At 64.1% G+C, this 24,437-nt stretch carries 20 protein-coding genes and 1 tRNA gene; 11 read left to right on the plus strand and 10 right to left on the minus strand.

The annotated features are described in order from the left end of the window. Nucleotides 1-8: 8 nt before the first annotated feature. The 8 genes from DL237_RS05855 to pdxH form a co-directional block, all read right to left on the minus strand. Nucleotides 9-2,972, minus strand: coding sequence for a transporter substrate-binding domain-containing protein (locus tag DL237_RS05855; RefSeq protein ID WP_158585592.1), 2,964 nt, complete (start codon nt 2,970-2,972; stop codon nt 9-11). A gap of 310 nt (nt 2,973-3,282) precedes the next feature. Further along, entirely contained in the window at nt 3,283-3,528 is a 246-nt protein-coding gene (locus DL237_RS05860) for a hypothetical protein (RefSeq protein WP_119398106.1), read from the minus strand. Nucleotides 3,529-3,640: 112 nt separating this feature from the next. After that, nucleotides 3,641-7,303 carry a vitamin B12-dependent ribonucleotide reductase gene (locus tag DL237_RS05865; RefSeq protein ID WP_119398107.1) on the minus strand — a complete coding sequence of 1,221 codons (3,663 nt, stop codon included), beginning with the start codon at nt 7,301-7,303 and terminating at the stop codon, nt 3,641-3,643. Nucleotides 7,304-7,874: 571 nt separating this feature from the next. After that, nucleotides 7,875-8,432: a cytochrome b gene (locus DL237_RS05870; protein ID WP_233544883.1), complete on the minus strand. Its 558-nt coding sequence runs from the start codon at nt 8,430-8,432 to the stop codon at nt 7,875-7,877. Between the two features lie 203 nt (nt 8,433-8,635). After that, nucleotides 8,636-8,712: transfer RNA gene (locus DL237_RS05875), tRNA-Pro, on the minus strand. 157 nt (nt 8,713-8,869) lie between these two features. Beyond that, nucleotides 8,870-9,376: a DUF192 domain-containing protein gene (locus DL237_RS05880; RefSeq protein ID WP_321185956.1), complete on the minus strand. Its 507-nt coding sequence runs from the start codon at nt 9,374-9,376 to the stop codon at nt 8,870-8,872. 144 nt (nt 9,377-9,520) lie between these two features. Then, nucleotides 9,521-10,075 carry a cold-shock protein gene (locus DL237_RS05885; RefSeq protein ID WP_119398108.1) on the minus strand — a complete coding sequence of 185 codons (555 nt, stop codon included), beginning with the start codon at nt 10,073-10,075 and terminating at the stop codon, nt 9,521-9,523. A gap of 122 nt (nt 10,076-10,197) precedes the next feature. Next, complete coding sequence (gene pdxH, locus DL237_RS05890) at nt 10,198-10,803, minus strand: pyridoxamine 5'-phosphate oxidase (protein WP_119398109.1); 606 nt, start codon at nt 10,801-10,803, stop codon at nt 10,198-10,200. Between the two features lie 161 nt (nt 10,804-10,964). Between pdxH and fabI the strand changes: the two genes are divergently transcribed. After that, entirely contained in the window at nt 10,965-11,771 is an 807-nt protein-coding gene (gene fabI / locus DL237_RS05895; protein ID WP_119398110.1) for an enoyl-ACP reductase FabI, read from the plus strand. A gap of 17 nt (nt 11,772-11,788) precedes the next feature. Further along, entirely contained in the window at nt 11,789-12,292 is a 504-nt protein-coding gene (gpt, locus tag DL237_RS05900) for a xanthine phosphoribosyltransferase (protein WP_119398111.1), read from the plus strand. A 266-nt stretch (nt 12,293-12,558) separates the two neighbouring features. Here the strand turns inward: gpt and DL237_RS05905 are convergent, their stop codons facing one another. Then, entirely contained in the window at nt 12,559-13,425 is an 867-nt protein-coding gene (locus DL237_RS05905; protein WP_119398112.1) for an NmrA family NAD(P)-binding protein, read from the minus strand. Between the two features lie 111 nt (nt 13,426-13,536). On the opposite strand from DL237_RS05905, the gene DL237_RS05910 reads away from it, so the two are divergent. The 3 genes from DL237_RS05910 to DL237_RS05920 all read left to right on the plus strand — a co-directional run bounded on the left by DL237_RS05910 (nt 13,537) and on the right by DL237_RS05920 (nt 17,426). After that, nucleotides 13,537-13,989, plus strand: coding sequence for a winged helix-turn-helix transcriptional regulator (locus DL237_RS05910; RefSeq protein ID WP_119398113.1), 453 nt, complete (start codon nt 13,537-13,539; stop codon nt 13,987-13,989). 275 nt (nt 13,990-14,264) lie between these two features. After that, nucleotides 14,265-15,446 (plus strand): aminotransferase, encoded by a 1,182-nt coding sequence (locus DL237_RS05915; RefSeq protein WP_119398114.1) that lies wholly within the window; start codon nt 14,265-14,267, stop codon nt 15,444-15,446. A gap of 141 nt (nt 15,447-15,587) precedes the next feature. Beyond that, a complete protein-coding gene (locus DL237_RS05920; RefSeq protein ID WP_119398115.1) occupies nt 15,588-17,426 on the plus strand; it encodes a peptidyl-prolyl cis-trans isomerase in 1,839 nt (612 codons plus the stop codon). Nucleotides 17,427-17,513: 87 nt separating this feature from the next. Here DL237_RS05920 and DL237_RS05925 read toward each other — a convergent pair whose 3' ends face one another. Next, nucleotides 17,514-19,172: a divergent polysaccharide deacetylase family protein gene (locus tag DL237_RS05925; protein WP_119398116.1), complete on the minus strand. Its 1,659-nt coding sequence runs from the start codon at nt 19,170-19,172 to the stop codon at nt 17,514-17,516. A 308-nt stretch (nt 19,173-19,480) separates the two neighbouring features. Between DL237_RS05925 and trpD the strand changes: the two genes are divergently transcribed. The 6 genes from trpD to lexA all read left to right on the plus strand — a co-directional run bounded on the left by trpD (nt 19,481) and on the right by lexA (nt 24,436). Continuing rightward, a complete protein-coding gene (gene trpD, locus DL237_RS05930; RefSeq protein ID WP_119398117.1) occupies nt 19,481-20,500 on the plus strand; it encodes an anthranilate phosphoribosyltransferase in 1,020 nt (339 codons plus the stop codon). Then, nucleotides 20,497-21,168 carry a uracil-DNA glycosylase gene (locus tag DL237_RS05935; RefSeq protein WP_119398118.1) on the plus strand — a complete coding sequence of 224 codons (672 nt, stop codon included), beginning with the start codon at nt 20,497-20,499 and terminating at the stop codon, nt 21,166-21,168. The genes trpD and DL237_RS05935 overlap by 4 nt, the downstream gene beginning before the upstream one ends. Beyond that, nucleotides 21,165-21,977 (plus strand): indole-3-glycerol phosphate synthase TrpC, encoded by an 813-nt coding sequence (gene trpC, locus DL237_RS05940; protein WP_119398119.1) that lies wholly within the window; start codon nt 21,165-21,167, stop codon nt 21,975-21,977. Before DL237_RS05935 ends, trpC begins: the two co-directional genes overlap by 4 nt. Beyond that, nucleotides 21,977-22,450, plus strand: coding sequence for a cyclic pyranopterin monophosphate synthase MoaC (moaC, locus tag DL237_RS05945; RefSeq protein WP_119398120.1), 474 nt, complete (start codon nt 21,977-21,979; stop codon nt 22,448-22,450). Before trpC ends, moaC begins: the two co-directional genes overlap by 1 nt. After that, entirely contained in the window at nt 22,447-23,631 is a 1,185-nt protein-coding gene (locus DL237_RS05950; protein ID WP_119398121.1) for a molybdopterin molybdotransferase MoeA, read from the plus strand. The genes moaC and DL237_RS05950 overlap by 4 nt, the downstream gene beginning before the upstream one ends. 97 nt (nt 23,632-23,728) lie before the next feature. Beyond that, nucleotides 23,729-24,436 (plus strand): transcriptional repressor LexA, encoded by a 708-nt coding sequence (lexA, locus tag DL237_RS05955; protein ID WP_119398122.1) that lies wholly within the window; start codon nt 23,729-23,731, stop codon nt 24,434-24,436. The last annotated feature ends 1 nt before the right edge of the window (nt 24,437 follow it).

A 24,437-nucleotide genomic window follows, 5' to 3' on the forward strand; every position in this document is an offset into this window, starting at 1 on the left:
AGGCGCGCCTAGCCAAGGGCGCGCCTCAGCACCTCCGACAACTCGGCGGGGGAACAGGGCTTGGCGATGACCGCACCGGGCACCGAATGATAACTGTCCTTGCCGATGCCGGAATAGCCCGACATGTAGACGATCGGCAGCATGATCCCGAGCGCCCGCATCCGTTCGGCCAGTTGATAGCCCCCGACACCACCCGGCATCACGATATCCGTCAACAGCAGATCAAACGTCACCCCGTCTTGCAGCAGGGTCAGGGCATCCTTGCCCGAGGGCGCCGACACGATCTTGTAGCCCAGCGATTTCAGAACCTCGGACAGCATCAGCAGCAGGTCCGGCTGATCCTCGACGATCAGGATCGTCTCGCCCTTGCCCATGTGCACGGTGGATGCCGTCGCACCCGGTGTCGCATCCTCGATCTGTTCGCCCATCGGCAGATATACCGTGATGCGGCACCCCTCGCCCAATCTGCTCAGAACATCCATCCAGCCGTCGGACTGATCGGCAAAACCATACACCATGGCCAGGCCCAGCCCCGTACCCTTTCGCGCGGACTTGGTGGTGAAAAACGGGTCGGTCGCGCGTTCACGCACCTCCGGTGACATGCCCGGGCCGTCATCCTGAACGGAAATCGCCACCAGCGGGCGGCCATTGATCCCCAGGTCATCCGTCACCACCGCACTGACGTGGATCGACCCTGCCGACCCATCCTGCACCAGCGCGTCGCGGCTGTTCAGGCACAGGTTCAACAGCGCATTTTCCAGCTGACTGGGATCGCAGCAGACCTGCAAGGTCGGGGAAACCTCGTCAAAATGCAGTGTCACCGACCGCTCCAGCACCGGCTCAACCAGTTGTCGCAGATCCGCGAAAACGTCCTTCAGCGTCACCGACCGCCGCTTGCCCGGTTGCCGCTTGGCAAAGGTCAGCAACCGCGTGGTCAGTTCCGCACCGCGCCGCACCGACCCCAGGCTGGTCCGCAGATACCTGCGCCCGTCATCGTCCGTCCGCTCCATTGCCAGCTCGGTCGCGTATTCGATCGTCCCCAGGATATTGTTGAAATCATGCGCCACGCCCCCGGTCAGCTGGCCAAGCGCATCCAGCCGGCTGGCGCGTTCCGCCATGCGCCGGGCGCTTTCCTGATCGGTGATATCCTCCAGCACGATGACCGACGACAGCTCGGGCTGCGACGGGTCGTTGACGGGCGAGGACGAGACATGCACATGAATCGGATCCGCCCCGGCCGCGGTGGTCAGCACGGCCTTTTCGCCTTTCAGCACGGCCCCCGACAGGGCCCTGCGCACCGGGTCGCTCGACGCTTCCAGCGGCGACAGATCATAGGGATCCAGGAAACTGATGTTGTCGGGCCATTCCGCCGGCCAGATCTGGTTCGGCAGTTGCAGCATGTGGATTGCACCCGGATTGGCGGTATCGATCCGGCCGTCCCTGTTCAGCGCCAGGATACCGCTGCGGGCGGTGTTCAGGATCGCGCCAAACCGGTTCGACAGGCTTTCCATGCGGCGCGCGTGGATCACCGCCACCCGGCGCGCGCGCAGGATCAGCACGACAAACCCCAGGGCGCCCAGCACGAAGATGGTGCCGATGATCACCTGCGCCAGCCAGATCCGGCTGGCGGTCCAGAACGTCGGCGCGGCCAGCCATCGGTTGCGCAGGTTCTGGTATTCCTCCGATGACAGGTACCCCGGGATCACCGCGTTGAGGTTCTCACGGATCGACGACAGGCCAGGACGCAGGGCGATCGCGCGCTCGGTCCGGGTAAAGGGCGGCTGTACCGCCTCGATCTGCTCGCTGCTGCCGTCCACCTCGGCCAGGCGCTCCATCGTCTGCGTCGCATACAGCACCGCAGACACCTCTCCCGAAAGCAGGCTCGCCAGCATGTCCTCGGCGTTCTCGAAGATCACAAGGTCCAGGCCCTCCTGGCGCATGGCCACCTGTCGCGCCCAGTTGTTCGCCGCCACGCCGACCCGCTTGCCCACCAGATCCGGCAACGCCGAGATCCCCGCGCTCTCGCCGCGCCGCATGAAGATCGAATACGGCGATTGCTGCATCGGGATGGTGAAATCCATCACCGCGCGCTTTTCGTCCGTGATGCTCAGCGGCGGCAGCATGTCGTAGGTGCCCTGCGCCGGGCCGCGTGCCCATTCGTTGGTGGTGATCTGGCGAAAATTCAGCGTCAGACCGGTCCGCTGCGCCAGATCGCGCAGCGCCTCGACGCCGTAGCCGGTGAATTCTCCGGTATCGGTGATAATCTGATAGGGCGGAAAATTCGTCACCCCCACGTTCAGCACATCCGGCACAGATGCCGGACGCAACACGTTCCAGCTTGTCAGCACCCTCTCCAGGTCGCCATCGGCCTTGAGCTGTGCAATCGCCGCATTGATCGGCGGCAAAAGATCGGGCCGTCCCGGGGCCACCGCGACATAGATCTCATGCCGCTCCAGCGCCGCACCCGATATCTTGACGCGATAATCCAACCGGGTGCTGCGCAGCAGGTCGGTCGCCTGCTTGAACGATGTCACGACCCCGTCCAGCTGCCCGGTGACCAGCGCCCCGAATGCCCCGTAGGCGTCTTCGAAAATCGTCACGTCTGCGCCGCTTCCAGCCACGGCGGCAGGCGGGCGCAAGACCGACGTGATGACCCCGATCGACTGACCGCGCATGTTTTCGCTCGTCAGGGTCACTTCGGGGTCGTTGCGCACGAACAGGTAAACCCCCGCCTCCGCGATCGGATCCGACAGCAGGCTGTCCCCAAGGACCGGCAGGTCCGGCACACCGACCCTCATATCCGTCTCGCCCGTTCCAACCGATCGGAGCGCCTCGTAAATGCTGTCGTATTCCCGGTAATCGATCCGCAGCCCTGCGGCCTCGCCGATCAGGCGCGTCAGGTCCGCGTAATACCCGGTCAGCGATCCGTCCGGTGCGGCCTCGTACCGCCCGGCAAAGGGCGACCACGGCACTGTCGCCTGCCCGGCACTGCCGGCCCCCTGGGCATGGACTGTGGCTGGACCCGCCAGGCACCCGATGAGACTGACAATAAGACGAAGTCCTCGGACCATGCGGGCACCAACTATAACAGACGTCAGAGATCTACCTTAGGACAAAGAACAGACTGTAAACAACCGCAAAGGGAAACCTTCGACATTCCGCAACCACGCAACGAACCGACCGACCGCACAACACGAAAACCCGCCGGACGGCACGAAGGCCCCGGCGGGTCAGGATCGAACAGCTTTCAAACGGGCGCGAGGGACCTGCCGGCCCGCCCCGTCAGTTCAGCGCCATTTCATGCGTCGTCATCAGCGTAACCTTGGTGGCGCAGCCGTGCATACGGATCTCTGTCACGTCAACGGCATGACGATCCAGCGCCCCGCCATGCAGCTCCATCGATGCGCCGTTGGCGGCCCCATCCAGAAAACACGTCAGGGCATCGCCGGCCAGCTCCGCCTCGATCCCGCCGGGGATCTGGCGCACGTCGGCAGGGGTGATCGCCTGGGTTCCGATTATCAACTGCATTTCTGAAAGTATCCTCAAGGTATTGTTTTTATTATTGGTTTCTTTTGCGTGGCCCGCCGTTTCGGCAACGGGCCACGCGATGACCTGGCTGTCACGGCCTGCGGCAGCGGGCTCAGCTGCACCCAGACGTGCCGCCACAGGTGTTGCACTTCATGCAGGTCCCGTTGCGCACCAGGGTATAGTTGCCACATTCGCCACAGGCTTCGCCTTCATAGCCCTGCATCTTGGCCTTGACGCGGGCATCCATGCTGACGGCCCCGCTGCTGATCGCCGTGGTCGAGGTCGCCATCGTGCTCGTGCTGACCGCGACGGCGGCCTGTGCCGCCCCGCTGCTGCGGGGCGCCAGGCTGACGACATCGCCCAGTCCGCCGCCGTTCAGCACCATCAGCTCCTGCGGCAGCCGCTTGCGCAGATACCCGGTGGAACTGATCTGCTTCAGCACCTCCAGCGACTTGGTCGCGGCCGCCTCGCTCATTTCCTTGACGTTGTTCACGCCTTCCTCGACGCCCTTGCCAAGGTCATCAAAGCTCGCGCCCTGCGGTTTGACATGGGCCAGGTCGGTGCGATCCAGATAGCTGACCGCCAGTTCGCGGAAGATGTAGTCGAGGATCGAGGTCGCGTTCTTGATGGAATCGTTGCCCTGCACCATGCCCGCAGGCTCGAACTTGGTGAAGGTGAAGGCGTCGACGAACTCCTCCAGCGGGACGCCGTACTGCAGGCCCACCGAAACGGCGATGGCAAAGTTGTTCATCATGGCGCGGAACCCCGCACCTTCCTTGTGCATGTCGATGAAGATCTCGCCCAGGTTGCCGTCTTCATATTCGCCGGTGCGCAGATACACCTTGTGACCGCCGACGATGGCCTTCTGGGTATAGCCCTTGCGGCGCTCGGGCATCTTCTCGCGGCCGCGGGCAACCTCCTTGACGATGACCTTCTCGATGATCTTTTCCGCCAGGACGGCCGCCTTCTGCTGTGGCGTGCCGGTCTCCAGCATTTCCGCGGCCTCGTCGTCGTCCTCGACCAGCGCGGCAGCCAGCGGCTGGCTCAGCTTGGACCCGTCGCGGTACAGCGCGTTTGCCTTGATCCCCAGCGACCAGCTCAACTCGTACGCCGCCTTGCAGTCTTCGATGGTGGCATCGTTCGGCATGTTGATGGTCTTGGAGATCGCGCCCGAGATGAACGATTGCGCCGCCGCCATCATGGTGATGTGGCTGTTGACCGACAGATAGCGCTTGCCCTTCTTGCCGCAGGGGTTGGCGCAGTCAAAGATCGACAGGTGCTCGTCCTTCAGATGCGGCGCGCCTTCCAGGGTCATCGTGCCGCAAACGTGGTCGTTCGCCGCCTCGATGTCCTTGCGGGTAAAGCCCAGGTGCCGCAGCAAATCAAAGCTGGGGTCGTTCAGCTTGGCCGCCGGAATGCCCAGGGTCTGCTTGCAGAACTCTTCGCCCAGCGTCCACTGGTTGAACACGAACCGGATGTCAAAGGCACCTTGCAGCGCGGCATCGACCTTTTCCAGCTCGCGCGGGCCGAAACCGTGGCCGATCAGCGACGTATGGTTGATCGCGGGGCAATTGCCTAGCGAAGCATGACCGACGGCATAGGCGATGATTTCCTCGATCTGCGCCGGCCCATAGCCCAGCTTTTCCAGTGCGCCGGGCACCGAACGGTTGATGATCTTGAAATAGCCGCCGCCTGCCAGCTTCTTGAACTTGACCAGGGCAAAGTCGGGCTCGATCCCCGTCGTGTCGCAATCCATCACCAGGCCGATGGTGCCTGTGGGCGCGATCACCGTGGTTTGCGCATTGCGGTACCCATGGGCCTCGCCCAGGCGCACGGCCTCGTCCCACGCGGTCATCGCCAGCTGGGTCAGCGCAGGATCGGGGCAATTCGTCAGGTCCAGCGGCACCGGCTTGATCGCCAGCCCCTCGTAGCCCTCGGTCGCGCCATAGGCTGCGTTGCGGTGATTGCGCATGACGCGCTGCATGTGCTTGGCGTTGCGCGCATAGCCCGAAAACGGGCCCAGCTCTCCGGCCACTTCGGCACTGGTGGCATAGGCGACGCCGGTCATGATCGCGCTCAGCGCGCCGCACAGCGCGCGCCCCTCGTCGCTGTCATAGGAATAGCCCATGTTCATCAGCAACCCGCCGATGTTCGCATAGCCCAGACCCAGGGTGCGGAAATCATACGACAATTGCGCGATTTCCTTGGACGGGAACTGTGCCATGGTCACGCTGATTTCCAGCGTCAGCGTCCACAGACGCGTCGCCTGCATGTAATCGTCGACCTGGAACGCGCCGTCCTTGAGAAAGGTCAGCAGGTTCATCGACGCCAGGTTGCACGCCGTGTCGTCCAGGAACATGTATTCCGAACAAGGGTTCGACCCGCGGATCGCGCCGTCTTCGGGGCAGGTGTGCCAGGCGTTGACGGTGTCGTGGTACTGGATGCCCGGATCGGCACAGGCCCAGGCCGCATGGCCGATGTCTTCCCACAGGTCGCGCGCCTTGATGGTCTTGGCCACGCCGCCATCGGTACGCCGGATCAGCTCCCAGTCGGCATCGTCCTTGACGGCCTTCAGAAACGCATCCGTCACCCGGACCGAGTTGTTGGAGTTCTGGCCCGAAACGCTGGCATAGGCCTCGCTGTCCCAGTCGGTGTCGTAGGTCGGGAATTCGATGCTGGTATAGCCCTGCCTGGCATAATCCAGCACGCGCTTGATGTAGGTCTCGGGGATCGCGGTCTTCTTGCTGTCGCGGATCGCATCCTTCAGCGAAGGGTTCTTGGACGGGTCGACCGCGTCCTCCGTGCTGCCGTCCCACTGACGGATCGCGCCGAAGATCGCGTTCAGCTTCTGCTCGTGCATTTTCGAACCGGCGACGATCGAGGCAACCTTCTGCTCCTCTTTCACCTTCCAGTTGATGTATTCCTGAACGTCCGGGTGATCGGCGTCGACGATCACCATCTTGGCCGCGCGGCGCGTCGTGCCGCCCGACTTGATCGCGCCCGCCGCGCGGTCACCGATCTTGAGGAACCCCATCAGGCCGCTCGACTTGCCGCCACCCGACAGCTTTTCGTCCGCGGCCCGCAGGCTGGAAAAGTTGGTGCCGGTGCCCGATCCGTATTTGAACAGCCGCGCCTCACGCACCCACAGGTCCATGATGCCGCCGTCGCCCACCAGGTCATCCTTGACCGACTGGATAAAGCAGGCGTGCGGTTGCGGATGTTCATAGGCCGAGGACGATTTCGTCAGCTTGCCGGTCTTGTAATCGACATAGTAGTGGCCCTGCCCCGGACCATCGATGCCATAGGCCCAGTGCAGCCCGGTGTTGAACCACTGCGGGCTGTTCGGCGCGCCCTTCTGGGTCGCCAGCATGAAACGCATTTCGTCGAAATAGGCCTGTGCGTCGGCTTCGGAGGTGAAATAGCCGCCCTTCCAGCCCCAGTAGGTCCAGGCACCCGCCAGCCGGTCGAACACCTGCTTGGAGGAAGTCTCGCCGCCAAACGTCACATCGTCATGCGCCGGCACCGACCGCCACAGGAACTCGGGCACACCTTTTTCACGCACGCGCTTGGTCTCGCTCGGCACGCCGGCCTTGCGGAAATATTTCTGGGCAATCACATCGCTGGCCACCTGGCTCCAGCTTTGCGGCACTTCCAGATCGGCCAGCCTGAAGACGACCGTCCCGTCCGGGTTGCGGATCTCGGACGTGGTCGTGACGAAATTGATACCCGCGTAGGCATCTTTTCCCTGCGTCGTGAACGTGCGGTCGATCTTCATGTGATGTGCCTCATCGAATTAGCTTTTCGCCTGAATGTCCGAGCCGTGGCGCACGGTCTTCTGCGCGCGGGTCCGGTTCACCCCACCAATGCCGTCGGTTTCCGGGCACAAAGAAGCCATGGCCTGCGTTGCGCGGCCCGTCATCGCCGGGGGTCCGGCGAATGCTCTTATGTCTCTGTTCTTTGTGCCGTCGAGGCCACTAGATCTAGTGGACACCCCGCCTGCCGCAACAATTTGGTGTATTTTTCCGGCGTCGGTCAACACAACTTGGACGGAAAAAAGTGAATCTTTGCGGTTGACGGAAATACTCACAGCGGCTGGTAAATCGCACCGATTCTCCGGTGGATTATTCCACACGTAAAAAGCCTTGCGTTTCAGACGATTTGGCCCGCGCATTCAGGTATTACCTGAAGTTGTCCACAACGCCTTGTGGACAGGCATGTGCCATTTTTTGTGACATGGCGGCACCATATGCCTTGGGTGCAACACCCGTATGACACAACATATGGTAGGGAAATGTCCCACCATCGCCGCAGCCAGAGAATCGCCTATGGCTGCGGCAGCGGCCTGTTCAGCGTGCCATGCGCCGCAAAGTGCCGTCCCGCAGCACGATCTGGTGCACCAGCGCCGTCGCCACATGACCCGCGATCAGCACCAGAAAAGCCCAGGCCAGCACCCCGTGCGCGGCATTGCCAAGACCCACCATCCAGGTGATCTCCTCGGCCCGGGGCGCGAATATCTCGAACCCCCAGGGCGCAAAGGCGCGGCTGTTGCCATAGGCCCGCAGCAACGCCAGCAGCGGCACGATCACCATCAACGCATAAAGCACCAGGTGACCGACGCGCGCGGCCAGCCCGACCACCCCCGCCCCGTGTCCGGGCCGGTGTCCGCGGTTCAGCAGCGCCCACAGCACGCGCAGCCCGACCAGAGTGAAAATCGCCAGGCCGACCGGCTGGTGCAATCCGACAAAGAACCCCGCCAGCGGCACCCGCCCCAGGATCAGCTTTACCGCCATGCCCAGGAACTGCCACAGAATCAGCATCGCCAGCCCCCAATGCAGGGCGCGGCTGATCCGCCCATAGGTCTGGGTCGTGTCCATCCAGCCCACGCGGGGCCTGTCGTTGTTCATGATTGTCTCCTGCCCGGCCTGCGCGGGTCGTTCTGGCTCTGTGCTGGCTGGGCGGCAAACCTGGCTGTCACGGCGATATTGCCGCACCGCGGCGCAGCGGCAAGCCAAAGCTGCTGAACATCGCGTGATCGCACCACTTGTCAAACGCGCCAACACCCGGCGAAAGATCCACCGGGGTCACAGGTCTCAACAAGGCTGAAAAATGGTCGGGGCGGAGAGATTCGAACTCCCGACCCTCTGTTCCCAAAACAGATGCGCTACCAGGCTGCGCTACGCCCCGAACCGAGGTCGTCTCTAGCGAAGCCGCGACGGTTTGAAAAGCCCAAAGCGCAGGTTTTGCACAGCAACTTTATCGCGGCCTTGCCGCCACGGCCCCGCAGCCCCCCGATCGCCCGCCCGCAATCGGATGCGAGGACCCGCCGACACGGCGCGCACACTCACTCCTCCGCGTCGGCGTCACACCGCCAGGCCGCCAGATCAGGCGCAATCGCCGGGTGCCGCATCTGGCTGCCCACATCCAACCCCATCCGTTCGGCCAGCCCGCCGTTGATCTCCAGCACGTACAGCACGTTTGCCCCCCCGCTCAGCGGGGTGTCGTCCTGCGGCTTTGCCATGCGCTGGATCGCCGTGACCTCGCCCGCCGGGTTCATGAAGATCATGTCCAACGGGATCAGCGTGTTCCGCATCCAGAAACTGGCGACCTGCGGGCGGTCATAGATGAACAGCATCCCGGCACCGCTCGACATTTCCTCGCGAAACATCAGCCCCTTTGAACGCTCTGCCGCATCATCCGCGATTTCCACGCGAAACCGCGCGCTGCCCCAGTCGCCGCGAAGTTCGACACTGTCCTGACGACAGCTCTGGGCACTGGCCGCCACGGCTGCCATCGGCGCGACGAATCCGAAACAGAGACTGGCAAGGGCGATGGGTAGGTGTCGCATCATCAGTGTTCCTCTTGGGTCGACCACATCTTTCGCACGCGCGCAGCAGGCGCCGGATGATCTTTCCGGCGCCCGCTGCGCGTGACCATGATATCCGACCCCACAATATGGGCCAGTGGGCAGGCCCGGCAACCGCCGGGCCCCTGCTCACTCGACAGGCTGCGATGCGCCCTCCCCGTCCCGGTTGGCCGCTTCCCACGGGCAGATCTCGGTCGCCATGCGCCCACGCTTGCCATCGATCACGCGCAGGGCCACCGCTTCGCCCGGCGCCAGGTCCGACAACCCCGAGGCCCGCAGGACCTCGACGTGAATGAATACATCCTCGGACCGGCCAAACACGTTGGCAAAGCCGAATCCCTTCACCTTGTCGAACCATTTCACCCGTGCCGGCTCCATCGGAACCGACCGGATCATGTCCGGATCGAGACTGCGGAAATCCTCGAGTATCGCCATGCCTGCGCCTTCGGGCGGTTCGATATGCAGGACCTCGATGGCCTGCTCTCCCCGCAGCGTCTTTTGCACGATGATTTCGATCCGCGCGCCGTCCGCGATCGAGCTTTGCCCGAAATTCCGCAGGACGTTGGCGTGCAAAAGAATATCACCGCCTCCTTCCTGCGAGACGACGAATCCGAATCCCCGAGACGGGTCGAACCATTTCACATGGCCATCGACCGTCCGGGTACTATCGTCAAATTGATTCAATTCTATCCCCGTTTTTCTGCAAGCGTCCGCACCACCACAATGTTCCCAAGCGGTACGGATCACATAAATAGGCGTTCAAAACCGAGATAAATCAAGGTTACGCCTGCAAAAACAGGCGTAATTCAGGGGTTGAGACGCTGAACAGTCCAGGTCTCCGACTCTGAATCAAGCGTCCAGCGGAACCGATCATGCAATCGGAACGCGCCATCTGCCCAGAACTCGATCTCACTCGGCGACACTCGATACCCACCCCAGAAAGGGGGTCTGGGCGGGTTCATGCCCTTGGTTGCGGAAATTTTCGCAACCTCGGCCATGAGCGCCGCTCGTGAGGTAAGGGGTCGCGATTGCCGCGACGCCCAAGCCCCCAGTCTGGATTTCAACGACCGCGACGCGAAATAGGAGTCCGCTTCCACGCCATCAAGACGCGAAATTGTTCCCCTAACCCGAATCTGCCGGCGCAAACTCTTCCAATGCATGACAAACGCAGCTTTTCCGCCGAGGTCAAGCTCGCGGGCCTTGGTACTTTCGTAATTCGTATAAAACACGAACCCGTCCGCCAATATTTCCTTCAACAACACCATGCGTACATTGGGCAGCCCGGTCTCGTCGACGGTGGCCAGCGCAATGGCGTTCGGATCATTCGGCTCGCTCTCTTGCGCTTCGGCCAACCAGGCCGCCGCAATGGCAAACGGGTCCTGCCCGGCAAAGATACCCTCACGATCGGCCATGCCGCATTCCTTTCCTCAAACACGGACGATTGCACCGCATCGCCGCGAAAACTGTGCCTGGGCCGCGTTTTACCGCCACCCGCTGCATTCGGCAGGCTTGAAGCGCCCCCCCCTATCGCCTAAAGGAGTTTGACCGGAAATTACAGGGCGGAGAGCGCAGCATGGCGAACACTCTGATGGCGGGCAAGCGCGGCTTGATTATGGGCCTTGCCAACGACAAATCCATCGCCTGGGGCATCGCAAAGGCCCTGGCTGACGCGGGGGCCGAACTGGCCTTCACCTATATGGGCGATCAGTTCAAGAAACGTGTCGTGCCCCTGGCAGACCAGCTCGGCGTGACCAGGCTCTATGATTGCGACGTGTCGAACGAGGCCTCGATCGACGCAGCCTTCGACGCTCTGAAGGCGGATTGGGACACGATCGACTTCATCGTCCACGCCATCGGCTTTTCGGACAAGAACGAATTGCGCGGCCGCTACGTCGACACCAGCCGCGCCAACTTCACCCTGACGATGGACATTTCCGTCTATTCCTTCACCGCTGTCGCACAGCGCGCGGAAAAGATGATGCCGAACGGCGGCTCGATGCTGACCCTCACCTACTACGGCGCCGAACAGGTGATGCCGCACTACAACGTCATGGGCATCGCCAAGGCCGCGCTCGAGGCTTCGGTGAAATACCTCGCCGAAGACCTCGGCAAGGACGGCATCCGCGTCAACGCCATCTCCGCCGGCCCGATCAAGACGCTCGCCGCCTCCGGCATCGGCGACTTTCGCTACATCCTGAAATGGAACGAGCTGAACTCGCCCCTGCGCCGCAACGTGACCATCGACGATGTCGGCAAATCCGCGCTCTACCTGCTGTCCGATCTCGGCTCCGGCGTCACGGGCGAAAACCTGCACGTTGATTCGGGCTATCACATCGTCGGCATGAAGGCCGTCGACGCCCCCGACATCGACAAGACCTGAACCGAGGAAGACGCGCCATGACCGACAGACTGCCGCACGAAAAAGGCTTCCACGTCAGCTGGGATCAGCTTCACCGCGACGCCCGCGCCCTCGCCTGGCGGCTCGATGGTCACGGCCCCGACAACGGGGCCTGGCGCGCGATCGTCGCCATCACCCGCGGCGGCATGGCCCCGGCGATGATCGTGGCCCGCGAACTCGACATCCGCACCGTCGACACGATCTCGATCAAATCCTACGATCATCAGAGCCAATCCGAAGCCCACGTCCTGAAATCCCCCGACGCGGCGATGATGGGCGATGGCACCGGCATCCTGGTGATCGACGACCTGGTCGATTCCGGCAAGACACTCGAACTGGTCCGCGCCCTCTACCCCAAGGCGCATTTCGCCACGCTCTACGCCAAACCACTGGGAAAACCCCAGGTGCAAAGCTACATCACCGAGGTTTCGCAAGACACCTGGATCTTCTTCCCCTGGGACATGGCACTGCAATACGTCGAACCTTTCCGCGGCCGCGAATAACCCCGCGCCGCCACCCCGCGCCCGCCCCTGTCCCCAAGGCATTGCGCCAGGGCCCTGCCCGCCACGCCGACTGCAATCGGGCCGCAGCTCGCCGGGCTGCGCCCCTCCCGCTGCGACCAGACCTCACCGCCGGCGCCCCCCAAGATGTTTCCCTGTCGGAAATATCCCGGGGGGCCGCAGGCGGGGGCAGCGCCCCCTCCCCCCCCGCCCCGTGGCGCACCCGCCATGCTCCCGCATCATCCGCCCGCGGTTCAGGCCAACCCGTCTCAGGCCAGCGCCGCCTCGACACTGGCGCGCAGCGGCGTGGACACGCGCCCGATCAGCGCCTCCAGCTCCGCACCGCTCCCCTCCAGGTCGCCATGATCGCGCGCAGCAGCATCGCTTGAGGCCAGCAGATCCGCGATCGGATCGGGCAACCCCGCCTCTACCAGCGCCGCCTTGTACGCCGCCTCGCTCATGTCGACATAGGGCACCTCCTTGCCCGACACGGCACTGATCACCGCTGCCAGGCCCACCAGGCCAAAGCTCTCACTGCCCGCCAGCTCATGAACCCTGCCGCTCTCGGGCTGTTGCGCGCTCAGCACCACGGCAGCGGCCTCGGCATAATCGGCGCGGGCGGCGCTGGCGATCCGCGCTGACCCCGCGGCACCGATCAGCGCCCCATGTGCCACCGCCATCGGGGCCGACGCGGTATAGTTCTCGGTGTACCAGCCGTTGCGCAACAGGGCATAGCGCAACCCGGATGCGACCAGGGCCGCCTCAGTCTGCCGGTGATCCTCGGCCACCATCAACCGCGACGTCTCCGCCCGCAGGACCGACGTATAGGCGACGAAACCGACGCCTGCCGCACGTGCCGCCTCGATCACGTTGGCATGTTGCGCGACGCGCCTGTCAAAATCGGTGCCCGAGATCAGCAGCAACCGCCCGATGCCTGCAAAGGCGGCCTCCAGCGCGTCCCGGTCATCATAGCTTGCCAGCCGAACCTCGACACCGCGCGCACGCAGCGCCTCCGCGGCCTCCTCGCGGCGCACCAACGCCACCACCTGCGCCGCCGGCAGACGCGCCAGCAGCGCCTCAACGACCAGCGCGCCCAATTGACCGGATGCGCCGGTCACCAATACTTTCTCGTCCATTTTTCGTCTCCTTCAGGGTCCCGTCACTCTCCGCCTGTCGGCGAGTCTCGAATCGGGCTATGGTCTCAGACGTAGACCACCAATCCGCACCCTGTAAGGAGGCACCAATTCATGACAAGGGAACCTAAAGGTAACCCCGTGGTGCTGGACGCCCCAGCCCGCGCCGTCCTGCAAGTGTTTCGCGCCAAGGCGGGCGAGGCCCGCGCCCTCGACCAGTCGCGCTGCCCGGTCCGCGACGTGCTGGACCGGGTGGGTGACAAATGGAGCCTGCTGATCCTGATCGCCCTGTCCCACGCGCCGCACCGCTTCAGCGCCCTGCAACGCGCCGTCGGCGACATCTCGAAACGGATGCTCACGCAGTCGCTGCGCAATCTCGAACGCGATGGCCTGGTGTCACGCCAGGTGTTTGCGACGAAACCGCCCTCGGTCGAATATGCGCTGACGGCCATGGGGGAATCCTCGCTGGTGCCGGTGGTGGGCCTCGTCGGCTGGGCCAGCGCCCATCACGACGCCATCCGCGATGCCCGCCTGGCCTTCGATGCGAAAGAGGCGGCCATGGCCTGATCGAACGTCACCAGCCCCCTCTCGACGTCAGGCCGCCTCTCGACTTCAGGCCCCCTCCCGGCTTCGGTCCCCTCCCGGCTTGCACCCCCACCCGGCGGCGCCAGCGCGGATGCGGGGCCATGTTGCAGGCATTGCTTTCCCTCCCCGCGCCGCCCTGCTAGCCTCTGCGCTGACCCGGTCCACGGTCCCCGGATGGCAGCAACGCGCACCGTTCGGAAACCGCTCAGATACCGCCCAAATACCGACGTCAGAAATCAACGTTTTCAGAGGCTTGAATGAACCACGCGCTGACCCGTACCGACGCCACCTTCTCTCCGCCCGTGATGGAGGCGCGCCGCTGGCTCGACGGGCTGACGTTTGCCGCCGACCGCCCGCTGATCAACGTCTCGCAGGCGGCGCCCGTCGCACCGCCCCCCGCGCCGATGATCGCGGCCATGGCCGAGGCGCTGAACACGCCCGAAACCCATCTCTACGGCCCCGTCCTCGGGTTGCCCGCCCTGCGCGCCCGCATCGCCGCCGACTGGTCCGCCGCCTATGGCGGAACCATCGCCCCCGCACAGGTGGCCATCACCGCCGGCTGCAATCAGGCCTTCTGCGCCACGATCACCGCCCTGACCACTCAGGGAGACGAGGTGATCTTGCCAACCCCTTGGTATTTCAACCATAAAATGTGGCTCGACATGGCGGGGGTCGATGCGGTTCCCCTGCCATGCGAAGCCGACATGATGCCGGACCCCGACCGCGCGGCGGCGCTGATAAGCCCACGCACCCGGGCCATCGTTCTGGTGACGCCGAACAATCCGACCGGGATGGAATATCCGCCCGCCCTCATCGCGGCCTTCCGTGACCTGGCGCGTGCGCATGGGCTGAAACTGATCGTGGATGAAACCTATCGCGACTTCCATTCCTCGTCCGACGCCCCGCATGACCTGTTCACCGATCCCGACTGGGACGATGTGCTGATCCACCTCTATTCCTTTTCCAAGGCATATCGGCTGACGGGCCATCGCACAGGTGCCGTGATCGCCTCTACCAAGACATTGGCAGACATAGAGAAATTTCTGGATACGGTGGCCATCTGCGCGCCTCAGCTGGGCCAGATCGCGGCCCTGTGGGGCATGGAAAACCTCGGCCAGTGGCTCGCCGGTGAACGGGACGAGATCCTCGCGCGTCGTGCTGCCATGTTCGCCGGACGCCAGGCGCTGGCCCGCGCCGGCTGGACCCTGCATTCCGCTGGCGCCTATTTCGCCTATGCCTCTCATCCGTCAGCGAAATCCTCGGCCGACCTCGCGCCGCAGCTGGTCCGCGACGCGGGTATCCTGATGCTGCCCGGCACCATGTTCACGCCCGCCGGTGGCGCCAACGGCGCGCGCCAGATGCGCATCGCCTTTGCCAATCTCGACACCGCCGGGATCGGCCGTTTCATCGACCGGCTCACCGCCTCTTCACAGGGCTGAGAACCCCGCCTTGCCCCTTACCCGGCAAGGCTTTAACAAGGGCCAGACGCGCCGCCGGGCACCCCCCGGCACCTTTGGCGCATGGCATGAGCGTTGCCTGCCAACCCCTTGGCGCGCAACGGAAATAGCGGAGGACGCCGTATGGCGATGAAGAAATCCAACATGCTGGTCTGGGGCCTTCTCGTGCTCCTGGTCCTGGGCCTTGGTGGGTTTGGCGCGACCAATTTCACCGGCAACGTGACCAATATCGGCGAGGTTGGCGGCAAGCCGATCCGTATCAATGCCTATACCCGGGGCGTGCAGGATCAGATGGCGCAGCTGCAACAGCAGATGGGCCAGCCGATCAGTTTCGCCCAGGCGCAGGCCTTCGGCATCACCAACTCGGTGGTCGCGGGCCTTGTCAACGACCGCGCGCTGGACAACGAGGCAGATCGCCTCGGCCTGTCGATCGGTGATGAAGAGCTTCGTGACCAGATCGTGAAAATCCCGGCATTTCAGGATGCTACGGGAAAGTTCTCGCGCGAGAGCTACACCTTCGCCCTCGACCGTGCCGGCATCAGCGAAGCGGAATTCGAATCCGACATGCGGTCTGACTCAGCCCGCTCGATGCTTCAGGCAGCGGTGATCGCCGCAACCCGGATGCCTGCCGTCTACTCTGACACGCTGGCCAATTACGTGGCCGAACAGCGCACCGTGACCTATGCGACGCTGACGCCCGACGGCCTGGATACACCTGTTCCGACCCCCACCGACGAACAGCTTCAGACGTTCTACGATGCCAATATCGCGGATTACACCGCGCCCGAGAAAAAGCGCATCACTTATGCCGAACTGTCCCCCGACATGATGATGGACCAGGTTCAGATCGACGACGACACCATCCGCGCGCAGTACGAGGCCCGCATAGACGAATTCGAACAACCTGAGCGGCGACTTGTCGAACGCCTTGTTTTTCCTGACGAAAATGCGGCAGAGGCGGCCAAGGCAAAGCTCGACTCGGGCGAGAGCGACTTTGACACGCTGGTCAGCGATCGGGGTCTGGCCCTGTCCGATGTCGACCTCGGGGATCTGGGCAAGGATGATCTTGGCGCGGCGGGTGACGCCGTTTTCGCCGCCCAGCAGGGCGATGTCGTCGGGCCGCTTGACAGCGACCTCGGACCGGCCCTCTTCCGTGTGAACGGCGTCTTGCAAGCCAGCAGCACCGATTATGACGAGGCGGCGGAGACGATCCGCACCGACCTGGCCGCAGATGCCGCACGCCGTCTGGTCGCGCAACAGATGGAGCCGGTAGAGGATCTGCTCGCCGGTGGCGCCACGCTCGAAGACGTCGCAAAGGAAACGCCGCTGCAACTGGGCACCATCGACTGGTCGCAAGGCATGAGCGAGGGCATCGCGGGTTACGCGGATTTCGCCTCTGCCGCCGCCGACGTGACCGCCGAGGATTATCCGACCGTGACCGAACTGGACGATGGCGGCCTCTTCGCCCTGCGGTTGGACGAAGTGATCCCTGCCGCCCCCATTCCGCTGGCCGAAACCCGTGACAAGGTTGCCGAGGACTGGACCACGGCAGAAACCGAGGCGCGCCTGCGCGCCAAGGCAGAGACGCTGGTGGCCACGCTCAGGGATGGCACGCCGCTGGAAGATCTTGGCCTGACGTTGACAACCGAGACAAACGTCAGCCGCAATGGCTCCGTTCTCGGCACGCCGCAGGGTTTCAACCAGATGGTCTTTGCCATGCAGGAGGGCGACGTTCAGATCACCGATGGCCTGGGGTCGGTCCTGATCGTGCGCCTCGATCAGATCGTCCCCCCTGCCGAAGATGACTCCCAAACGGCAGAACTGCGCAAATCGCTTTCGGATCAGGTCTCTAGCTCGCTTGCGCAGGACATCTACCAGGCCTACAGCGCCGACGTCCGCGCGCGGACAGACGTGCGCATCAACCAGGAAGCGTTGAACGCGGTAAATGCCCAGATGCAATAACGCGGCAAAGGTTGTCCGAACAAAAGGCCGCCCTTAGGGGCGGCCTTTTTGGTTTCTGGTATCAAGGCTTTGCGTTGCCGACCCGAACTATCGGCGTTGCTGCGTCAGCACGGCCGAGACGGGCACCAGCTGTACTTGGCTGGCACGATCCGCCAGCCCCCATTCCAGCAGCGCCGAAATGGTCTGTGGCCACACCCTTCCGACCATGATGACGCCCTCGTCCTCATCCGCTTTCAGCGCCGCATAATCCAGGAAACGGCCGATCACCGCCGCGGCCTCTCCCTCGCTGTCAAAGTCGCGGAACAATGTCGCGGCTGCGACCCCCTCGCGTGTCGCCAGCTTGCGCATGGTATCACCGCCCTGCGGGTAGAGAAGCAACCCGTGCCCTGTCGCGCTCAGCGTGTCGGCCAGCGCTTCGGCCGCTGCACGATCCTGTTGCAGGGCGCCGGGCGTCGCCTCCATCACCGCGACCGCTTCGGAAAGCTGCGCGAACCATCCCGACGCCCGTTTGGCAATCTCGGGGTCCGACACGCCGTCGTCCAGCCCGGCAAGAGCCAGCACCTCGAAACCGGCATCCCGGTATCGGCGCATCGCTGCGGCGGCATCGGGGCGGTTGACATCAATCGCGAAGCTGACCGGATAGGGAAAGCCGCGCAACGCGCTGGCCGCCATCATGCCCTGCGCATCTGCCCCGGTATCCATCAGCACGATGGACATTCTCGGGCGCTGATCCGTTGCATCGAAAGGCACCGCAAAGGTATCGATGGCAGCGGTTTGCGCAGGTTGGGCCTCTGCGGGTGCCCCTTGGTTTGCCTCCGCTCCGACTTGAAGCGTGCCGCCCTCCTCATAATCGCCCGCCCCACCACCACCTGCCACATCTGGCCGAGGGGCAGCAGACATCGCAAAATCATCACGCGGGACAGTCTCTGACGGAACATCGGGTTTCAGGATCTGCGCGGATTGCGGGCTGCGTGCTACGCTGATGCCGGGCAAGCTGGGCAAGGCGTCAGGGTCTTCGGGGGGCGCGGGCAGTTCATCCGGGCCTGCCACCGTCATCGTAGGGGCGCTGTCCAGCGCATCCAGATCGCCGAGCGGAAATCCCGGCACCGTTTGCTCCTTCGTGGTCTCTGGTGCCGCGCCCTGCCTGCCGGTCACGTCGGTCCCAGGCGCCGCAGATCTGGCGGGAATATCCGGGCCACCGTCCTGGCGTGGCGGCACAAGGGGCTGTATCTGAACGCTGGGCAGAACCGGGCTGACCAATCCGAGGCGCAACCCCGGATCCGTCTCGCTCTCCAGTGAAGCGGTGGACGGCAGGCGCGTTTCCACGGCGGCGGCATCGGGCAGTCCGGGATTGCGTGTCGTATCGCGGGGAATGGACAGCGCCTCAGGGGTCGCACGCTCCGGGCGGAGGACACCTGACGCCTGGGGCTGATCACCGCCGACCTCTGGCAGGCGAACGGGCCCATCGGGGCGTCCCCGGTTGAATTGCGATCCGGCCGGAACATCCGCAAGGCCAGCGCGTGGCGCGGCCTCCTGCGGCGCGGCGGCGCCCGCAAGGTCGCCCGCATGGTCAGCTGTGGCCGGGTTGCCGTCAGGCGGGGTGATCGGGGCAGCGGCGTTCGTGTCCCCGGTCGTCGCATCCGGCCTCTGCCCAACTGGCAGAGGCAGGCTCAGTGACGTCGTCACAAGGCCCAGGCCCGCCACGCCTACACCCCAAATCACACCGGTGAAAAATCCGCGTCTCACGTCCGCCCCTTCAATTGTAAAACCACATCCGCACCAACGCAGCGGCGCGGCACCGTCTGTATCTTCGCATCATCGCCTCGGCGCGTCACCCCCGGCCCGGGCACGAGCGCGCAAAGTGCCCTTGACGCTGCGCCACAAGCGCGGGATCTATGACACGCGCCCGCACTCCAACCCCGCTGCCCAGCCAGACCAAGGCCCGGAGGCCAGCACAGGCCACGGGTCACAGCGCCGGATCACCCCCACCCATGGGGTATTTCGGAACCCTATACCACCATATCCGCCCTCGGAAAGAGGGAGAGGAGACGCCTATGTCAGACGCCATCAAACCGCTGATCGCCGCCGCCGCCGAACGCCCGCTGACCCGTGACGAGGCCGCGCGCGCCTTCACCATATTGTTTGAGGGCGAGGCAACCCCGAGCCAGATCGGTGGTTTCCTCATGGCGCTCAGGACACGCGGTGAAACGGTGGACGAATATGCAGCTGCGGCCCAGGTCATGCGGTCTAAATGCCACGCCGTCACGGCGCCGGACGGGGCAATCGATATTGTCGGTACCGGAGGCGACGGCAAGGGCACGCTGAACATCTCCACCGCAACCGCATTCGTCGTCGCGGGTGCCGGCGTTCCGGTGGCCAAGCACGGCAACCGCAATCTAAGCTCAAAGTCCGGTTCTGCCGATGCGCTCACCCAGATGGGTGTCAATGTCATGGTCAGCGCCGATATCGTACAGGAGGCCCTGGCCGAGGCGGGCATCGCCTTCATGATGGCCCCGATGCACCATCCGGCAATGGCCCATGTCGGCCCAACCCGGGTGGAGCTGGGCACCCGCACGATTTTCAACATCCTTGGCCCGCTGACCAACCCGGCGAACGTGAAACGCCAGCTGACAGGCGCCTTCAACCGCGCGGTGATCCGCCCCATGGCCGAAACTCTGGCGGCCCTCGGCTCGCAAAAGGCGTGGCTGGTCCATGGGTCGGACGGGACCGACGAACTGACGATCACTGGCGTCAGCTGGGTTTCGGCGCTGGAGGAGGATGGCAGCATCCGTGATTTCGAATTGCACCCCGAAGAGGCCGGCTTGCCAGAGCATCCCTTCGAGGCGATCGTCGGGGGGACCCCGCAGGAAAATGGCGCGGCGTTCCGCGCCCTGCTGAACGGCACCCCCTCTGCTTATCGCGACGCCGTAGTGCTGAATGCCGCAGCTGCGCTGATCGTGGCCGGGCGCACCACCGATTTGAAAGAGGCCGCCGCAATCGCCGCACAAAGCATCGACAGCGGTGCGGCTCTGCGCAGCATCGAAACGCTGGCACGCATCACGTCACGCGCATGACTGAAACCAGCCCGCCGCCGCCCGCAGCCTGGGCGCACCTGCCGTTTTTTCGCGACAACTACCCGGAAATTTGCGCTCATCTCGCCGGGGAAACGCGTCAGGTGCTGCCCCCCGCGTCCCAGCGTTTCGCCGCCCTGGCCCTGACACCACCCGACGCAACCCGGGTCGTCATCCTGGGTCAGGATCCCTATCCAACACCGGGCCATGCCCACGGACTGGCGTTTTCAGCCGAACCCGACGTACGTCCGCTGCCACGCTCTCTCGGCAATATCTACAAGGAAATGCAATCGGACCTTGGGGCGTGCCCCCCGGATGCGGACCTCAGGTTTCTTGCGCGACAGGGTGTATTGTTGCTCAACACCGCGCTTTCCGTCCCTGCGGGCGCAGCAAACGGGCATGCCAAACTCGGCTGGCAGACCTTGACGCAACAGGTGCTCGGGGCGCTGAATGATCGGCCACGTGCCTATCTCCTCTGGGGGAAACCGGCCCAGGCCTATGCCCCGCTGATCACGGCCCAGGATGCGCTGATCCTATGCAGCCCGCACCCGTCACCACTGTCTGCACACCGGGGATTTTTCGGTGCGCGACCATTTTCAACGGTCAACAACTGGCTTACAGCAAGGGGAGAAAGCGCAATAAACTGGACCAACCCGGGAGCCCCCTCATGAGCGAAACCGTTCTGGACCGCATCAAGGCGTACAAGCTGGACGAAATCGCCGCCGACAAGCAGGCCAAGCCTCTTGAAGTGCTGGAGAGTGAGGCCCGTAGCGCCGAGCCGGTGCGCGGCTTTGCCGCCGCGCTGCACGAGGCGTCCCGCGAAGGATACGGCCTGATCGCGGAGGTCAAGAAAGCCTCGCCCTCCAAGGGGTTGATCCGCGCCGACTTCGACCCCGAAGCCATTGCGAAGGCCTACGAAGCAGGCGGCGCGGCCTGCCTGTCCGTGCTGACCGACACACCATCGTTTCAGGGCGCAAAAGACTTTCTGACGCGCGCCCGCGCCGCTTGCGGCCTGCCCGTGCTGCGCAAGGATTTCATGTACGACCCCTATCAGGTGGTCGAGGCCCGCGCGCTGAATGCCGACGCCATCCTGATCATCATGGCCACGGTCAGCAACGAACAGGCGCAAGAACTGGAGCAGACCGCCCTGGACTGGGACATGGACGTGCTGATCGAAGTGCACGATGATGATGAGCTTGAGCGCGCTTCGGCCTTGAAAAGCCCCCTGATCGGCATCAACAACCGCGACCTGCGCACCTTCGAGACGTCGCTCGACACATCGCGCCGCCTGTCCCGGCTGGTGCCCGAAAACCGCACGATCGTCGCCGAAAGCGGCTTGGACGGCCCTGATGACCTGGCAGAACTGGCGCGTTTCGGCGCCCGGTGTTTCCTGATCGGCGAAAGCCTCATGCGTCAGGATGATGTCGAAACCGCGACGCGCAGTCTGCTTAGCCAGTCGCAGACCGGCGGGATGATCTGATGGCGCTGACCCACTTCGATGGCAAGGGCGATGCGCATATGGTCGATGTCTCGGACAAACCCAGCACCGCGCGTACGGCCGTCGCGGCAGGCTGGGTCAGGATGCGGCCCGAAACCCTGACGATGATCACCGAGGGCACGGCCAAGAAGGGCGATGTCGCGGGCGTGGCGCGTCTGGCTGGCATCATGGGGGCCAAGAAGACCTCCGAGTTGATTCCCCTCTGCCATCCCCTGCCCATAACCAAGGCGTCGATCGAGATCACTGCCGATCCCGACCTGCCCGGCCTTCGGATCGAGGCGACAGTCAAGACCGGCGGCCAGACCGGGGTCGAGATGGAGGCCCTGACGGCAGTGGCGACGGCGGCGCTGACGATCTACGACATGGTCAAGGCCGCCGACAAGGCGATGGAGATCGGCGGCATCCATCTGCTGTTGAAAGAGGGCGGCAAATCCGGCCGCTACCAGGCCGAATGATCACCGTTGCCGAGGCGTTGGAGGCCCTTTTTGCGCTGGTAAAACCTGTCACGGCGGAAACCGTGCCGCTCCGCGCCGCCGCAGGCCGCGTCCTGGCCGAAACGGTGACCGCGCAGCGTGACCAGCCGCCCTTCGACGGCTCTGCGATGGATGGATACGCCCTCAGATCGGATCAGGCCCATCCCGGCGCCAGGTTTCGGGTGGTGGGGGAATCCGCAGCGGGCCACGGCTATGACGGTGCCGCCGGTCCCGGTGAGGCGATCCGCATTTTCACCGGTGCTCCCCTGCCCGCCGGGACCGACCGCGTGGTGATACAGGAAGATGTCGCGCGCCAGGGTGACACCATCACCCTTGGCGATCGCCTGGACACCGGCACAAATGTGCGTCCCGCGGGCGCTGATTTTCGACGTGGGGATCAGATGCTTGCGCCGCGCCTGCTGTCTCCGGCGGACCTGGCATTGCTTGCGTCGATGAATGTCCCGCAAGTCCGGGTCGGCCGCCGCCCCGAGGTCGCCCTGATCGCGACGGGCGACGAACTTGTCCTGCCCGGCGAAAGCCCTGCCCCTGATCAGATCATCGCCTCGAACACCTACGCACTGGACGCGTTGTTTCGCAGCCTGGGCGCCCGCACGCGGATGCTGCCGATCGCGCGTGATACGCGCGCAAGCTTGCGATCCGCGTTTTCCCTCGCCCAGGGTGCGGACCTGGTGATCACCATCGGGGGGGCGTCAGTCGGAGATCACGACCTGGTTGGCGCGGTCGCCGAGGAACTGGGCGTCGAACGCAGTTTCTACAAGGTCGCGATGCGGCCCGGCAAACCCCTGATGGCTGGCCGGATGAGTGCCCGGATGGGTGGTGCCATGATGATCGGCCTTCCCGGCAATCCGGTCTCTGCAATTGTCTGCGGTCATGTCTTCGTGGCGCCGGTCCTGCGCGCCATGCAAGGCCTGCCCGCCAACCCGGCGCCGCTCTATTCCGCCCGCCTTTCAGAGCCGTTGGCCGCGAATGGCACGCGCGAGCATTACCTGCGTGGCCGCGTGACGCCGGACGGTATTTTTGCGGCCGACCGACAGGACAGCTCCCTGCTTTCGGTCCTGTCGGAGGCGAACGCGTTGATCCTGCGCGAACCCGACGCGCCGGCCGCCGCGATCGGCGACATCGTGCGCTATATCCCGATCTGACACAGCGGGTGCGCAATTCCCGTGTGTCGGGCTGTTGACACAAAACGTGAACATGTGTAGAACGGAAATCAACCGAACCAGTTCAGGAGCCGTCGAAATGTTGACGAAGAAACAGCTGGATCTGCTTGTTTTCATTCACAAGCGGATGCAGCGCGATGGCGTTCCGCCCTCGTTCGATGAAATGAAGGAAGCGTTGGATCTACGGTCCAAATCCGGCATCCACCGCCTGATCACGGCGCTTGAGGAACGCGGTTTCATCCGCCGTTTGGCGCACCGGGCCCGCGCCATCGAAATCGTGAAGTTGCCCGACAGCATTTCATCCGGAGCCGCGGACAACAACGTCACCCCGCGTAAGACTGGTGCCGGGGGCAGCTCTTCTCAGGGACGCCGCGATGGCTCGCTTGGGTTCGAGGTGCTTCATGCGATGGAATTGCCTGTCATGGGGCGCATCGCCGCCGGAGTGCCAATCGCTGCCATCAGCGATGTCTCGCATCATATCGCCGTACCCGGCAGCATGTTGTCCCGTGGCGGAGATCATTTCGCGCTCGAGGTGAACGGAGATTCGATGATCGAAGCGGGAATCAACGATGGCGACGTCGTCATCATCCGCGAAACCTCGACCGCCGATAACGGCGATATCGTTGTCGCTCTGGTCGAAGAGAAAGAAGCCACCCTGAAAAGACTGTTCCGTCGCGATGGCAACGTAGAACTTGTGGCGGCAAACCCTGCCTATCCACCGCGTCTGCTGGCAGCGGACAAGGTGCGTGTCCAGGGGCGACTGGTCGGTCTGATCCGCAGTTACTGAG

It is taken from the genome of Pseudooceanicola sediminis, from assembly GCF_003575965.1.
GTDB classification, from domain to species: domain Bacteria; phylum Pseudomonadota; class Alphaproteobacteria; order Rhodobacterales; family Rhodobacteraceae; genus Pseudooceanicola; species Pseudooceanicola sediminis.